The sequence below is a fragment of the Bosea beijingensis genome, from assembly GCF_030758975.1.
In the GTDB taxonomy this organism is placed as follows: domain Bacteria; phylum Pseudomonadota; class Alphaproteobacteria; order Rhizobiales; family Beijerinckiaceae; genus Allobosea; species Allobosea beijingensis.
Genome location: NZ_CP132359.1, coordinates 2,334,299 through 2,347,998, shown reverse-complemented (window position 1 = coordinate 2,347,998; position 13,700 = coordinate 2,334,299). Strand labels below are relative to the sequence as shown.

Genomic DNA, 13,700 nt, shown 5'->3' with positions numbered 1-13,700 from the left:
CCAGTGGCGCCCTTTTTCTCGATCAGACCATGATCGCGGGGTGTCTCGTGCCTCAGCGCGGCGCGAGCACCATGACCATCTGGCGGCCCTCGAGCTGCCAGTCGCTCTCGACCTTGGCGATCTCGGCGGTATCGACCTTGACGCGCTCCAGCACCTTCACGCCGAGGTCCTGATGCGCCATCTCGCGGCCGCGGAAGCGCAGGGTGACCTTCACCTTGTCGCCTTCCTCGAAGAAGCCGTGCATGGCCTTCATCTTCACGTCGTAGTCGTGCTTGTCGATGCCGGGGCGCAGCTTGATTTCCTTGATCTCGATGGTGCGCTGCTTCTTGCGCGCCTCCGAGGCCTTCTTCTGCTCGAGAAAGCGGAAGCGACCGTAATCGAGGATCTTGCAGACCGGCGGGACGGAGTTCGGGGCGATCTCGACAAGGTCGAGACCGGCATCCTCGGCGAGCTTCAACGCATCGAAGAACGAGACCACGCCACGGTTGGCGCCGGTATCGTCGATGAGCTGAACTTCGCGAACTCCGCGGATGTCGCGGTTCGAGCGGGGACCTTCCTTGGTCGGGGTCGGGGCAGCGCGGTAGGGACGACGAATGGGGGTATTCTCCTGTACTTGGCGCGCTTCGCGCCGTTGTTGCAGACACATTGCACAAAGACGGGCGATGTCAATGCATGACACCGCTGCAGCAGGCATTCGCCTGCGCGCGGATCAACGCCCCAGCAACGCGCAATAGACGTCGAGGGTTTCCGCGACCATCGCCTCAAGCGAGAAATGCCGCTCGACATGGACGCGCGCGCGCCGTGCCAGCGCATCGCGGGCGGAGGGGCGCAGGGCCAGCGCCTCGTTGAGCCCCGCCGAGAGAGCCGGAGCGTCCCCCGGAGGCACGCGCCAGCCGGTACGCTCGCTGGGCTGAACCTGCGGCGGCGCCAGAACCGTCTCGGGCACGGCGCCGAGATCCGAGACCACGACGGGCGTACCCATCGCCTGAGCCTCGACCGCAACGCGGCCGAAGGCCTCCGGATCGGTCGAGGGGACCGCGACGACCGCGGCCGAAAGCATCGCCGCCGGCATGTCCGAGCAGTGGCCGACGCGCTTAACGCGGCCTTCCAACCCAGCCTTGGCGATCAGCGCGTCGAGCTCCTTGACGTAGCCGTCCCTGCCCTGCGCATCGCCGGCGAGGATGAAGGCCGTGTCGGTATCGCCGCCGTCGCGCATGATGCGCGCGGCCTCGATCAGGACACGCTGGCCCTTCCAGTTGGTCAGCCGGCCGGGCAGCAGCACGATGCGCTGGTGAGGCTCGACGCCCCAGGCCTTGCGCAGAGCCTGTACCCGCTCGGCGCCGACGGCGGCCGGTGCGAAGGCCGAGAAATTGGTGCCGCGATTGACGACTCTGACCCGGTCGCCGGCGACAGGATGCTTCGCCTGGATCAGGCCGGCCGTGTAGTGGGAATTGGCGATGACGACGTCGCCGCGCGCCATAACGGAATTATAGAGGGTCTTCACCGCCGAGCGGCTGTTATAGGAACCGTGATAGGTGGTGACGAAAGGCAGCTTCAGCAGCCGCGCCGCGCCGAGCGCGACCCAGGCCGGAGCACGCGAGCGGGCGTGGATCAGCTCCACCCCCTCCTGCTGGCACAACCGCGCAAGCTTGCGGATGTTGAAGAGCATCGCGACCGGGTTCTTGGAGGCCGCCGGGAACGGCAGCCAGACCCCGCCCTTGGCCTGCAATTCGGCGACGAGCCGCCCGCCTTCGGTCGCGACCAGCGCGCGGGCGCCGGCATCGGTCAGCCCCTTGGCGATGTCGACCGCGGTGCGCTCGGCCCCGCCGGCTTCCAGTTCGGGAATGATCTGCAGGATCGTCCGCCCCGCCAGCGGATGCGTTTCGGTCGACGGCAGCGAAAGATGGGCACCCGGCTTGAAGGACATTCGCTCTCGGTCTGGACTTTCGTGAACGGAGGCGAATATGCCCCTATCGATGGATAGCCGCAGCCCTTAATCGCCGCGGCCAAGTGATTCGTCACAGGAGATTTGCCTTGGAGCGCCAGCCGCCGCAATGGCTCGAGGTCGGAGACGGCCCCTCGAAGCGCCGCCTCGCCTATCTCCTTCAGGAGGGAACCGGCGCGCCGATCGTCTGGCTCGGCGGGTTCCGCTCCGACATGCGCGCCACCAAGGCCGAGGCGCTGGCAGACTGGGCGCGAACCAATGGCCGCGCCTGCCTGCGCTTCGACTATGGCGGCCATGGCGAGAGCGACGGCGATTTCGGCAGCTTCACCCTGTCGGACTGGCTCGGCGATGCACTGGCTGCGATCGAAAGCGAGTGCCGCCGGCCTCCGATCCTGGTGGGATCGTCCATGGGTGGCTGGATCGCGCTGCTCGCGGCCCGCAAGCTGTTCGGCTCAGCCCTACAGCCTGCGGGCCTCGTCCTGATCGCCCCTGCGGTCGATTTCTCCGAAGAGCTGATGTGGGCGCAGATGCCCGATGCGATCCGCAGGACGATCCTTGACGAGGGCGTCTGGCAGCGGCCTTCGGAGTATTCGCCCGAGCCGACGCCGATCACCCGCGCCCTGATCGAGGACGGGCGCCGGCACCTGATGTTCGGCGGCGAGATCAAGGCCGGCTGCCCCGTGCATATCCTGCAGGGCATGCGCGACCCCGACGTGCCCTGGCGCCAGGCGCTGAAGCTCGTCGAGCATCTCAGCGGCGATCCGGTCGTGCTGACGCTGATCAAGGATGGCGATCACCGCCTGTCCACGCCGGACGATATCGTGAGATTGCAGTCGGCGGTCGCCGGGATGGCGACCGCGCCCTAAAGATCGGGGAGGCCAGCGTCAGTGGACGCTGACCATCCGCAGATCATGCTCCCAGGCGTTTGCCGTGGCGGCCTCGCGCGAATCCGTGACGAGGATCGGCGCACCGTCGGCCGAGAGCAGGGTGAAAAGCTGCAAGCCGGACTCGATCTTCGGCGCCTGCGGGAAGATCCGCATCAGCTCGTCCGAGCTCATCGACTTGATATAGGCGACCTCACCGGCGCCGAGCGCAGCGAATTCCGCAGGGGTCAGCGGGTTGGTCTGGATGAGATTCCTGTCCTGTTTCATCGCGCCCTCCTTCAGAGCAGTGCGAATGCGGTTCTGATACTGCGCCTTCAATTATGAACAGATGCGAAAACCGCTGGCCGCATCCTTCAAAAGCCGGACGGGAGACCGTCCTCTACTCGCGGCTCATGATATCGATACGCCGGATGAGCCGTTCCGGTTCCGGCCTGACCAGATCAATCGCGAGCAGGCCGTTCGACAGATCGGCGCCAAGCACCTGCATTCCGTCGGCCAGCAGGAAGCTGCGCTGGAACTGACGGGCAGCGATGCCGCGATGAAGGAACTGACGATTCTTGTCGTCGCTCTGGCGACCCCGGATCGTGAGCTGGTTCTCTTCCAGCGTGATCTCGAGCTGCTCCCGAGCGAACCCAGCGACGGCCAGGGTGATGCGCAGGCGGTCGGGCTCGTCCTCCGTCCGGGGCAGCCGCTCGATATTGTAGGGCGGGTAACCCTCGCTCGCGCCCTTGGCGACCCGATCGAGCGCACGCTCGATATCGTCGAAGCCGAGCAGGAACGGGTGGGACAAGCTAGGTGGACGCGTCATCGCTCCAGGCCCTCGAAAGGCGCCTCATGAACATCGGGACCCGCCGCCGGGCAGCATCCCGCAGGCGAAAGGCGAACCCTTCCGCTTGCACAAGATATGGCGAAGCGCGGAGACCGCTTCAAGGGGCTGGCATGGAGCCGGCAAACCCGAGGTGCGGAGAGTTCCGACGATGTCCGGAAGAAGAATGGTACAGCCACCCCGGCTTGAACGGGGGACCTCTAGATCCACAATCTAGCGCTCTAACCAACTGAGCTATGGCTGCCCAAACACAGGCTTCGCGACCGGCCGCCGTGGCGGGGTCGTCAGCGGCGCGGACCCTAGTGCCGACTCTCCGCTTTTGCAACCGCGTAATTCAACTCCGGCTCCGGAATTTCGGCGCGACCTGCGCACGCCCCGAATCCGGCCGTTCGATCAGTCCTTGCGCAGGGCCGCATTGGCAGCGCGGGCCAGCTCCTTGAGGTGCTCGGCATAGGATTCGTAGCTGCGGCGCACCGCCTTGGCCTGCAACGCGATCGCCTCGGAGGCGCTGTTGCTGCGCGCCAGCGACTGCGCATCGCCCAGCGTCGCCTCCAGCTCGGCACAGGCATGATCGAGCATGCGGGCCTGCAAGGCACCGAAGGCGCGCGCCATCGTGAGCGCCTGGCTCATCGCCGTAGCGGTGGCGACGGCCGCCGCCTCGGGCGGGCGCGGCAGGGGCAGCGAATCGAGGGACGCAGGCTGAGGAGCCGGCGGCTTGGCAGCCGGTGCGGGGGCAGGCGCAGGTTCCACCGGCTTCACGGCAGGGGCGACAGGCGCGGGTTTGGCGACGACCGGCTTGGCAGGAACCGTTTCGACGGCCGCGGGCTTGACCGGCGCCGGCTTCGCTTCGGCAACCACGGGCCTGGACACCGCCGCCGCAGGCTTGGCCGCCTTCGCGGCAACCTTCGGCCCGGCGACCTTCGCGGCGGATTTCTCGACACGGACCTTGACCGGCGCCGCCTTCTTCGGGGCGCTCGCGAGGACGGGCTTGCCGGCAGGAGCCGGCTTGGCCGCGGCAACGGGAGCCGGTGACGGCGCGGGAGCGGCGCCCTTGGCAGGCGCCGGCTTGGCCGGGGCAGCAGCAGCGGGCTGCACAGCGGCCTTCGGCTTCTCGGATGCCGCGGCGGATGGCGGCGTCGCGGTGGGCGCCGGCGCCAGCGCCTTCACCGGGGACAGGCTGACCGGGACCTTGGACTTGGTCCGGGTCGGAGCAGGCTTGACCATGACAGCTCTCCTTCAGCGGCAAACGGCGAAGGCCGGACGCATGGTCCGGCCAAAACAGCGATGGCAGCCTCGAATCAGGCGCCTCAGCGGCCCTTGGTCGCCTTGCTGACGGTCTCCGCAGCCTTGGTCGCGGCGTCCTGCGCAGCGGTGCCGAGATCCTTGATCTGGCTCTGGAGGGCGGCGACCTGCGACTTCAGGAAGTCGGACTGATGCTGCATCACCTCGGTCAGGTCCTTCGACTTCACCAGCTTCTGGGCAAAATCGAACGCGGCCGCGACATTGTTCTCGGCATAGGAAATGGCTTTGCGAGTCGCTTCCTGGGTGTTGGCGCGGGCGCTCTCGGCCGAGCCGTGGGCATTGTCCACAGCCTTATGGGCAGCGCCCATGAAGCCGTCGAACGCCTTGCGGGCCTGCTCGACGCTGCGCTCGGCGAACTCGCGCATTTCGGTGGGCACTTCATAAGGCTGCTTGCCGTTCATCGAATCCTCCTGTCGAGTGACGATCCATCCCTAGATCATTGTGCAGTGCAATATCATTGTTGCGCCGCAATGACAACAGCGCGACAAACCGGCGACGCCAGCCATGTTAACGCTGTTTCGATGAGAAGCGGGAGAGCGATCTTAGGTTCCATGGATTTGCCGCCGTTTGGGGTCTATTAAGGCTTTGTTAGGCATAACGGGTGCGGATCGAACGAGCGGACAGGCATGAGCGAGGCCGGAGAGGACTGGGCGAGGTGGAGCGTAGCGGCGGCTGAAGACGCCGCTCTTGCGTCCTTTGCCGCCGGCGGCGCCCTGCTGCTATGGGACCCCGCCACCGAGAAACCCCATTTCGTCAATGCGGCCGCAGAGGCTCTGCTCGGCGGACAGGCGAGCCTGCCGGCACCGACCCGGCAGCGGCTGAACCTCCTGGCCAGCGGCATGGCCTCCGCCAACGGCGTCCGCCTGGAGCGCCTGCGTCTGACCGCGAGCTTCGCCGCTACGCCGGTCACCTGCGGCAGCAAGCTGGTTTCGCTGGCGGACGGGCGCTCCGCGCTGGCCATCGCCGTGCAGGCTTCCGAATTGCGCCGCCTTGGCGTCACGATTCCCAAGGCCGCGCCGCCCGAATCAGCGCCCGCTTCTGCTCCCGCGCCGACCGCGCCCATCGACGAAGCGCCCTCCTCCGCCAAGCCGGCCATGGTCCGCTTCCTCTGGCAGAGTGACCGCGACGGCAGGCTGACCAAGCTCTCCGACAACATCGCCACCCTGACCGGGCAGACGGCAGCGGCCGGGCTGATCGGCCAGCGCTGGCAGGACCTGCTCGGCTCCAGCTTCGCCGACAGCGATGGCGGCTTGATCGAGCGTTTCATCAAGCCTGCGACCTGGAGCGGCCACAGCGTGCTCTGGCGCACCGATTCGCCCGGCGAGGCCGCGCCGGTCGAACTCTCCGGCGTGCCGGTTCTCGATGCGACGCGCCAGCTTGCCGGCTTCCGCGGCTTCGGCATCGCCCGACTCAACGAGCGCTGCCCGTTCCCGGTGGCCGATGCCGTGACGCCCAGCGTCGAGGCCGAGGCCGAACAGATCGCCCCTGCCGTCGAGAGCGTGGCGGATGACGCGCTGCCGCCGGCAGCAGAGGCCGATCTCGCGGCCATGGAAGCGATGGTCTCCACCACGGCGCCCATCGCCGAAGAGGTGACCACCCCTGCCCTGTCGGCTGCGGATGAGGAAACTTCCACCGCAGACGAATCCGAAGCAGACGACCTCTTCGACCTGCCTGGGGAAGATTCGGACCTGCCTGAGGAAGATGCAGAGGAGGCGGACGATGCTGCCACCTTGGCCGCGCTCGATCAGCCGAAGGACGAGCCCGCGCCGGAGCACGCTGCCGAAGCGCCGGTCGTGCCCGAGCCGGATGAGCCGCAGGGCAAGATCGTGCCGCTGCGCAATGGCCACCTGACAGCGATCCGGCCCGTCCTCGAACCATCGAAGTCGCATCTGAGCTCGGCCGAGCGCAACGCCTTCCGCGAGATCGCCAAGGCGCTGGGCGCGAGGCTTGCAGGCGACGACGAGCCGAGCGCGCCGCGCCTGCCGCCGGTCGCGCCGCTGCAGGTCAAGGAGAAGGAAGAAGCCCCGGCTGCGAAAGCGGCTGCAGAAGCCGAAGCCATGGCTCCCGCACGGCAGCGGAATTCCCATGCGGATGTGCTCGACAGGCTGCCGATCGCCGTTCTCGTCAACCGCGGCGACGAGGCGCTCTATGCCAACCGCACTCTGCTGGAATTGCTGGATTATGCCGATCTCGCCGACCTCAAGGCCGGCGGCAAGGTCAGCCGCCTGATCAAGGAAGCCGCGCGCACCGATGGCGGCACGATGACGCTGATCGACAGGCTCGGCCATCTCGTCAGCGTCGACGCCGTGCTGTCGAGCGTGAGCTGGCAAGACGAGCCCGCCACGCTGATGGCCTTCCGCCATCCCAATGGCGGTGGCGGCGAGGTGCCGGTGCTGACAGCCGAAGAAGCGGAGGAAGCCGAGCTCGCAGCCGAGTTCGAGGCCGAGGAAGCCGAATCGGCAGCGCGAGTCGAGGCGCTGCGGCTCGACGCCGATGCACGCGATGCACGGATCGGCGAGCTGACCGCCATGCTCGATACCGCGACCGACGGCGTCGTCACCGTCGACGATCGCGGGCGCATCCTCTCGCTGAACAAGGCGGCCGAGGCTCTGTTCGGCTACGACCAGCGCGAGGTCACCGGAGAGCTGTTCACCCTGCTCTTCGCCAGCGAGAGCCATGCCCCGGCGCTCGACTATCTCGAAGGGCTGAAGGGCGGCGGCGTCGCCTCCGTGCTGAATGACGGGCGCGAGGTGCAGGGCCGCGTGCGCCAGGGCGGCAAGATCGCCCTGTTCATGACGATGGGCCAGATAGCCCATGGCAGCGAGCCGCGCTTCTGCGCCGTGCTGCGCGACCTCACCGCCTGGAAGAAGACCGAGGGCGAACTGGTCGAGGCCCGCAAGGCGGCGGAGACGGCGAGCGCCCAGAAATCCGACGTGCTCGCCAAGATCAGCCACGAGATCCGCACGCCGCTCAACGCGATCATCGGCTTCGCCGAGGTGATGGCGGAGGAGCGCTTCGGGCCGATCGCCAACGAACGCTACAAGGAATACCTGCGCGACATTCACCAGTCGGGCGGCTACGTCATCAGCCTCGTCAATGATCTGCTCGACCTCGCCAAGATCGAGGCCGGCAAACTCGATCTCGACTTCGTCAGCGTCAACCTGAACGAGATCGCGCTGTCGACGGTGTCGCTGCTCCAGCCGGAGGCGCAGCGCGGCCGCGTCGTGCTGCGCTCGGGCCTCTCGCCGAAGCTGCCACCGGTCGTCGCCGACGAGCGCTCGATCCGCCAGATCGCGATCAACCTGCTGTCGAACGCGGTGAAGTTCACCGATGCCGGCGGGCAGGTCATCATCTCGACCGCGCTCGGCGACCAGGGCGAGGCGATCCTGCGGGTGCGCGACACCGGCATCGGCATGGACGATGACGAGCTCCGGCTCGCGCTCGAACCTTTCCGCCAGGTGCCGACGACGCGGCGTGCCGGCGGCACGGGGCTCGGCCTGCCATTGACCAAGGCGCTGGTCGAAGCCAACCGCGCCGCCATGGCGATCACCAGCGTCAAGAAAGAGGGCACGCTGGTCGAGATCACCTTCCCGCCCCAGCGGGTGCTGGCGAGCTGAGCCGGACCGCATTCCTGATACAAAAAGCCCCGGGCTGCCGCCCCGGGCTTTTTCGTTCGATTACAACAGCGTCCCGGTCAGGATCAGCGCCGCCACGCCGAAATAGATCACCAGGCCGGTGACATCGACCAGCGTCGCGACGAAGGGCGCCGAGGCGCTGGCCGGGTCGAAGCCGAGGCGCTTCAGCGCGAAGGGCAGCATCGAGCCGGCCAGCGAGCCGAAGGTGACGATGCCGACGAGCGCGCCGCCGACTGTCGCCGCGATCAGAACCCAGTGCGGCCCGTAATCGTAGAGGCCGAGCCACTGCCAGACGACGATGCGGACCACGCCGATCACGCCGAGAATGCTGCCGAGCGTCAGGCCGGTCGGCAATTCGCGCAGCGCGATCCGCCACCAGTCCTTCACCGTGACCTCGCGCAGCGCCAGCGCCCGGATGATCAGCGAGGTCGCCTGCGAGCCGGAATTGCCGCCCGAGCTCATGATAAGCGGGATGAAGAGCGTCAGCACCAGCGCCTTCTCCAGCTCGCCCTCGAAGAATTGCATCACGGATGCCGTCAGCATCTCGCCGACCAGCAGGATCGAAAGCCAGCCGGCGCGCTTGCGGATCATCGCGAAGAAGCCGATCTCGTTATAGGGCTCGTCCAGCGCCTCCATGCCGCCGAGCTTCTGCACGTCCTCGGTGGTCTCGGCGATCATCGCGTCGATGACGTCGTCGAAGGTGACGATGCCGATGACCTGCTCGTCCGCATCGACGACGGGCACGGAGAGCAGGTCGTATTTGGTGATCAGGCGGGCGACCTCCTCGCGATCGACCTCGGCGGTGACGCAGATCGGCTTGTGCGCGGGCACGACCGACTCGACCGGCGCCTCCGGATCGCCGCTGATCAGGCGGCGCAGCGAGACCGCGCGCACCAGCTTTCGGGTCACGGAATCGAGCACGTAGATCGCGTAGACCGTCTCGCGCGAGCGCTCGACGCGGCGGATATGGTCGAGCGTCTGCTGCACCGTCCAGTTCGAGGGTACACTGACGAACTCGGTCGTCATGATCGAGCCGGCGCTGTGCTCGGGATAGGCCAGCAGCTTCTTGAGGTCGGAGCGGGTCTGGCGGTCGATGCGCCCGCTCAGGCGCGCCCGCGTCTCCTCGTCGAATTCCTGGAAGACGTCGGCCGCCCGGTCCGCCGACATGGCGGAGAGCAGCGCGCCGGCGCGCCGGTCCGGCAGCAGCGCCACGGCCTCGGCTGCGGCGGTAAGCTCGGGCTGGTCGAGCACCTCGACGGCGCGCTCGAACGGCAACTCGGCCAGGACATGCGCGATGGTCGCGTCGTCCTGATCGTTCAGCGTCTCGACGATGTCGGCGACGTGTTCCTGCGCCAGCGTCTGGGCCAGCGTCACGGCAAGGAGGTCCGTCGTGGCGGCGATATCGTTCATGGCTCTGTTCCTTGCGATCGGGCCGTCATGGCCGGATCGCAGGCGAGCCGGGGGACCCGGTCAGGCGCGCGAGGCGGCGGCAGACGGCTTCGACTGTCGGCTGGGACTGTCGCTTGGCATCGGGTCGGGGTTTCCTGTGAGCAGCCGGCCGCAGAGGCAGGAAGCAGGAGGCCAATGCACCCGCAAGGCGCCCGCGTCAAACGGTTTTTGCTGCGCGCGCGGAGCGATCATCGGCATTGGCCGAGGCAGCCTGTCCGGCCTATGGTCACGGGTGACGAACCGGCACATGCCGGGAGCGTCTCCGTTCCGCACTCTCTCGCTGGATCCCGCCGATGTCCCTGACGATCTATGGTTGTTACCGCTCGCGCGCCTCGCGCAACATCTGGCTCGCCAACGAGCTCGGCCTGACCTTCAACCATGTGCCGGTGATCCAGGCCTATCGCCTGCCCGACCCGAATGCGCCGGGCGTGCCGCTGCATACCCGCAGCCCCGACTTCCTGAAGATCAACCCGAACGGTCATATCCCCAGCATCGACGACAACGGCTTCAAGCTGCATGAGTCGCTCGCGATCAACCTCTATCTCGCCCGCAAGCATGGCGGCCCGCTCGCCCCCAAGGATGCGCAGGAGGAAGGGCTCGCGGTGATGTGGTCGCTCTGGGCCGCGACCGAATGCGAGACCCATGCGCTCAACCTGCAGTTCCACCTCGCCGCCTATCCGCCGGAGAAGCGCAAGCCCCAGCTGGTCGAGGCCGCGCTTGCCGCCCTGCCCGGCCCCTTCGCTGTCCTCGAAAAGACGCTGGCCGAGAACGGCGGCTATGTGATGGGCAATCGCTTCACCGTCACCGACATCAACGTCGCCGAGATTATCCGCTACGCCAAGCCGGCGACCCAGCTCTTCGACGCCCATCCGCGCGTGAAGGCCTGGCTCGAGGCCTGCCAGGCACGGCCGGCCTTCCAGGCGATGTGGCAGGCGCGCGACGCCGAAGCCGCCTGAGCGGATGCAGAATACGGGTGGCCGGGCCTCGTCCGGCCACCTACTGACGCGGAATGACCCGGCCCGAGAGCAGAGCTTCCGCCATGACACAGCCGACACCCGCTCCCGCGCTGCGCATGGGCCCGCTCGAATGGCTCCTGCTGATCATCCTCTCGATCCTCTGGGGCGGCTCGTTCTTCTTCAACAAGCTGACCGTTGCGGAGTGGCCGCCCTTCGCCGTGGTGCAGGTGCGTGTCGGCCTCGCCGCGCTGGCACTGCTGCTCGTCGTACGAATCGCCGGCCAGTCGATGGCGGTCGGGCGCGAACTCTGGCTCGCCTTCTTCGGGATGGGCATCCTCAACAACCTGATCCCGTTCAGCCTGTTTCTCTGGGGCCAGCAGCAGATCGCGAGCGGCCTAGCCTCGATCCTGAACGCGACGACGCCGATCTTCGCGGTGCTGGTGATGCATTGCTTCGGCAACGAGAGGGCGACCGGCCTGAAGCTCGGCGGCGTGCTGGCCGGCCTGATCGGCGTCGCGATCCTGATGGGACCGGACGCGCTCAGCAGGCTCGGCTCCAATCTGGCAGCGCAGATCGCCTGCATCCTCGCCGCGGTCTCCTATGCCTTTTCCGGCCTGCTCGGCCGGCGCTTCCGCGGCGTGTCCCCGCTGGTCGCCGCCACCGGCCAGCTCTCGGCCTCGACCTTGATGATGATTCCGATCGTCTTCGTGATGCATCCGCCCTGGACGCTGCCGGTGCCGTCCCAGCCGGCGTTTCTTGCGCTCGTCGGCCTGGCGCTGATCTCGACGGCGCTGGCCTATCTCCTGTTCTTCCGGATCATGCGCACGGCCGGGCCGAGCAATGTCATGCTCGTCACCTTCCTGATCCCGGTCAGCGCGATCCTGCTCGGCTCCGGCCTCCTGGGTGAAGATTTGCTGCCGCGCCATTTCGCCGGCATGGCCGCGATCTTCGTTGGGCTCGCCCTGATCGACGGCAGAATCGTGCGCATCACCCGGGCCAGCCCCGCCCCAACCGCCTGATCTCGCGGGTCTTTTCCGGGACCTTTTCCGGCTGGGCGCACTCGCCCGCGCTAAGCCGAAAGGCTTTGTTGTCAAAAGATTATGAATTTCTGTAGGATCGACACCTTGGCCGGAAGCGCTATTGGCGACGGCCACCGATAGAGATATCGCGGCAAGCGATACACGGGACAGGGGACGGCTTATGGATGTGCGGCAACTGCGATGTTTCATCGCGGTGGCAGAAGAGCTGCATTTCGGCCGGGCGGCCGAGCGGCTCGGCGTTGCGCCTCCCGCGCTGTCACGCCAGATCAGTGCCCTCGAAGACGAACTCGGCGTCGCCCTGCTGACGCGCACGACCCGGCAGGTCGCGATGACCCGCGCCGGGCTGATCATGCTCGAGGAGGCCAAGGGCATCCTCGTCAAGATGGAACATGCCTCGCGTGCCGTGCGCGAAGCCTCGCTCGCCTCCGGCAAGGTGCTGCGCGTCGGCGCGATCGACGCGGCCTCATCGAGCTTCGTGCCAGAGGCGCTGGTGGCCTTCCGCGCCCGCTTCCCCGGCATCGAGATCAAGTTCGTCGAGGCGATCACCACCGCGCTGATCCAGATGCTGGAGACCGGCAAGCTCGATCTGGCGCTCGCCCGCCCGCCGCGCAAGCCGACCGATTGCGCCTTCGAGATCCTGCGGGTGGAGCGCCCGGTCGTCGTGCTCAACGAGAATCACCCGCTCGCCGCGCGCGAGCACCTGACCATGCTCGATCTCGTCGGCGAGCCTTTCGTCGTGCCGTCCAAGCGCCTGCGACCCTATGCCTATGATCTCGTCATGGCCTATTTCGAGAGCGTCGGTGCTGTCCCCAACGTCACGATAGAGGCGACGGAGAAACCGGCCATGATGTCGGCGGTCGCGGCGGGGCTGGGCATGGCGCTCGCGCCGGACTGGGTCTCGCGCCTCTCCTTCCCCGGTGTGACGATGCGGCGCCTGCGCGGCGCGATGCTCGATCCGCCGCCGCCAGGCGCCCTGATCGGCGTCTCCTGGCGGCCGCAGCAGAAGCTGCCCTGCCGCGACGACTTCCTCGCGATCCTCAGGGAAAGCGTGACACTGCTCGACGAGCGCCATGTCCTGCCCTTCGTCGCAGCGAGACCGCAGAAACGAACCGCCCGCACCGAGTCGCCAGTCGGAGGAGCCTGATGAGTTTGAACCAGATAGAGCGGGCGCAAGGCCTGCGCGTGAGGTCGACGCAGGATCTGGCCGGCGGCCTGTTCATGATCCTGATCGCGCTCGGCGCTCTCGTCTTCTCCTGGGAACTGCCGGCCGGCACGCTGCGCCAGCTCGGGCCCGGCATGCTGCCCAAGGCCTTCGCGGTGATCTGCGGCGCGCTCGGCATCATGCTGGCGCTTGCGTCCCTGCGCTATCACGGCGAGAAGCTCTCGGGCTGGTCGTGGAAGGGCATCTTCTTCGCGCTCGGCGGCGCCTGCCTGTTCGCGCTGACCATCCGCGGCTTCGAGTTCGGCCCGATCCGCGTTCCGGCACTCGGCCTGCTGGTCTCCGGCCCGCTGCTGATCTTCTTCGCCGGACTCGCCGCCGACGACCGCAAGATCAAGGAATTGCTGATCTTCGCCATCGCGATGTCCGCCGCCTGCATCCTGCTGTTCAAATACGCGCTGTCGCTGCCGATCCCGCTCGCGCCCTGGCTCTTGGGGATCTGAC

Annotated in this window: 13 protein-coding genes and 1 tRNA gene; 6 read left to right on the top strand and 8 right to left on the bottom strand. The window is 67.4% G+C overall.

Features of this window, described 5'->3' with window-relative positions; all coding sequences use genetic code 11:
• Positions 1-52: 52 nt before the first annotated feature.
• Entirely contained in the window at positions 53-646 is a 594-nt protein-coding gene (gene infC / locus Q9235_RS11320) for a translation initiation factor IF-3 (RefSeq protein ID WP_257732516.1), read from the bottom strand.
• A 63-nt stretch (positions 647-709) separates the two neighbouring features.
• On the bottom strand, positions 710-1,927 hold the full coding sequence (locus Q9235_RS11315) for a glycosyltransferase family 4 protein (protein ID WP_306227280.1): 1,218 nt from the start codon (positions 1,925-1,927) through the stop codon (positions 710-712).
• A gap of 107 nt (positions 1,928-2,034) precedes the next feature.
• Here Q9235_RS11315 and Q9235_RS11310 point away from each other — a divergent pair, with 107 nt between their 5' ends.
• Positions 2,035-2,811: an alpha/beta hydrolase gene (locus tag Q9235_RS11310; RefSeq protein WP_306227278.1), complete on the top strand. Its 777-nt coding sequence runs from the start codon at positions 2,035-2,037 to the stop codon at positions 2,809-2,811.
• An 18-nt stretch (positions 2,812-2,829) separates the two neighbouring features.
• On the opposite strand, the gene Q9235_RS11305 is transcribed toward Q9235_RS11310, so the two are convergent.
• From Q9235_RS11305 to Q9235_RS11285, 5 genes are all read right to left on the bottom strand, one after another.
• Positions 2,830-3,096 carry a BQ00720 family protein gene (locus tag Q9235_RS11305; protein ID WP_047579571.1) on the bottom strand — a complete coding sequence of 89 codons (267 nt, stop codon included), beginning with the start codon at positions 3,094-3,096 and terminating at the stop codon, positions 2,830-2,832.
• A 112-nt stretch (positions 3,097-3,208) separates the two neighbouring features.
• Complete coding sequence (locus Q9235_RS11300; protein WP_257732512.1) at positions 3,209-3,637, bottom strand: Hsp20 family protein; 429 nt, start codon at positions 3,635-3,637, stop codon at positions 3,209-3,211.
• A 185-nt stretch (positions 3,638-3,822) separates the two neighbouring features.
• A tRNA-His gene (locus Q9235_RS11295) sits at positions 3,823-3,899 on the bottom strand.
• A 149-nt stretch (positions 3,900-4,048) separates the two neighbouring features.
• The gene (locus Q9235_RS11290; protein ID WP_306227276.1) at positions 4,049-4,879 is read right to left on the bottom strand and encodes a phasin family protein; all 831 of its coding nucleotides are present in this window, start codon (positions 4,877-4,879) and stop codon (positions 4,049-4,051) included.
• Positions 4,880-4,962: 83 nt separating this feature from the next.
• Positions 4,963-5,358, bottom strand: coding sequence for a phasin (locus tag Q9235_RS11285; RefSeq protein WP_306227274.1), 396 nt, complete (start codon positions 5,356-5,358; stop codon positions 4,963-4,965).
• 225 nt (positions 5,359-5,583) lie between these two features.
• Between Q9235_RS11285 and Q9235_RS11280 the strand changes: the two genes are divergently transcribed.
• Complete coding sequence (locus Q9235_RS11280; RefSeq protein WP_306227273.1) at positions 5,584-8,574, top strand: sensor histidine kinase; 2,991 nt, start codon at positions 5,584-5,586, stop codon at positions 8,572-8,574.
• Between the two features lie 60 nt (positions 8,575-8,634).
• On the opposite strand, the gene mgtE is transcribed toward Q9235_RS11280, so the two are convergent.
• On the bottom strand, positions 8,635-10,002 hold the full coding sequence (gene mgtE / locus Q9235_RS11275; RefSeq protein WP_306227272.1) for a magnesium transporter: 1,368 nt from the start codon (positions 10,000-10,002) through the stop codon (positions 8,635-8,637).
• Positions 10,003-10,334: 332 nt separating this feature from the next.
• On the opposite strand from mgtE, the gene Q9235_RS11270 reads away from it, so the two are divergent.
• The 4 genes from Q9235_RS11270 to Q9235_RS11255 all read left to right on the top strand — a co-directional run bounded on the left by Q9235_RS11270 (position 10,335) and on the right by Q9235_RS11255 (position 13,699).
• On the top strand, positions 10,335-10,997 hold the full coding sequence (locus Q9235_RS11270) for a glutathione S-transferase family protein (RefSeq protein WP_306227269.1): 663 nt from the start codon (positions 10,335-10,337) through the stop codon (positions 10,995-10,997).
• Between the two features lie 83 nt (positions 10,998-11,080).
• Positions 11,081-12,016, top strand: a complete 936-nt coding sequence (locus Q9235_RS11265) for a DMT family transporter (protein ID WP_306227268.1) — start codon at positions 11,081-11,083, stop codon at positions 12,014-12,016.
• Positions 12,017-12,197: 181 nt separating this feature from the next.
• On the top strand, positions 12,198-13,181 hold the full coding sequence (locus Q9235_RS11260; RefSeq protein WP_306227266.1) for a LysR family transcriptional regulator: 984 nt from the start codon (positions 12,198-12,200) through the stop codon (positions 13,179-13,181).
• Entirely contained in the window at positions 13,181-13,699 is a 519-nt protein-coding gene (locus tag Q9235_RS11255; RefSeq protein ID WP_306227264.1) for a tripartite tricarboxylate transporter TctB family protein, read from the top strand. Before Q9235_RS11260 ends, Q9235_RS11255 begins: the two co-directional genes overlap by 1 nt.
• Position 13,700 lies beyond the last annotated feature (1 nt).

Coding starts and splice junctions, on each gene's coding strand:
- Q9235_RS11300 (WP_257732512.1), bottom strand. CDS start 3,637: ATGACGCGTCCACCTAGCTTGTCCCACCCGTTCCTGCTCGGCTTCGAC.
- Q9235_RS11315 (WP_306227280.1), bottom strand. CDS start 1,927: ATGTCCTTCAAGCCGGGTGCCCATCTTTCGCTGCCGTCGACCGAAACG.
- Q9235_RS11280 (WP_306227273.1), top strand. CDS start 5,584: ATGAGCGAGGCCGGAGAGGACTGGGCGAGGTGGAGCGTAGCGGCGGCT.
- Q9235_RS11265 (WP_306227268.1), top strand. CDS start 11,081: ATGACACAGCCGACACCCGCTCCCGCGCTGCGCATGGGCCCGCTCGAA.
- infC (WP_257732516.1), bottom strand. CDS start 646: ATGTGTCTGCAACAACGGCGCGAAGCGCGCCAAGTACAGGAGAATACC.
- Q9235_RS11290 (WP_306227276.1), bottom strand. CDS start 4,879: ATGGTCAAGCCTGCTCCGACCCGGACCAAGTCCAAGGTCCCGGTCAGC.
- Q9235_RS11305 (WP_047579571.1), bottom strand. CDS start 3,096: ATGAAACAGGACAGGAATCTCATCCAGACCAACCCGCTGACCCCTGCG.
- Q9235_RS11255 (WP_306227264.1), top strand. CDS start 13,181: ATGAGTTTGAACCAGATAGAGCGGGCGCAAGGCCTGCGCGTGAGGTCG.
- Q9235_RS11285 (WP_306227274.1), bottom strand. CDS start 5,358: ATGAACGGCAAGCAGCCTTATGAAGTGCCCACCGAAATGCGCGAGTTC.
- Q9235_RS11270 (WP_306227269.1), top strand. CDS start 10,335: ATGTCCCTGACGATCTATGGTTGTTACCGCTCGCGCGCCTCGCGCAAC.
- mgtE (WP_306227272.1), bottom strand. CDS start 10,002: ATGAACGATATCGCCGCCACGACGGACCTCCTTGCCGTGACGCTGGCC.
- Q9235_RS11260 (WP_306227266.1), top strand. CDS start 12,198: ATGGATGTGCGGCAACTGCGATGTTTCATCGCGGTGGCAGAAGAGCTG.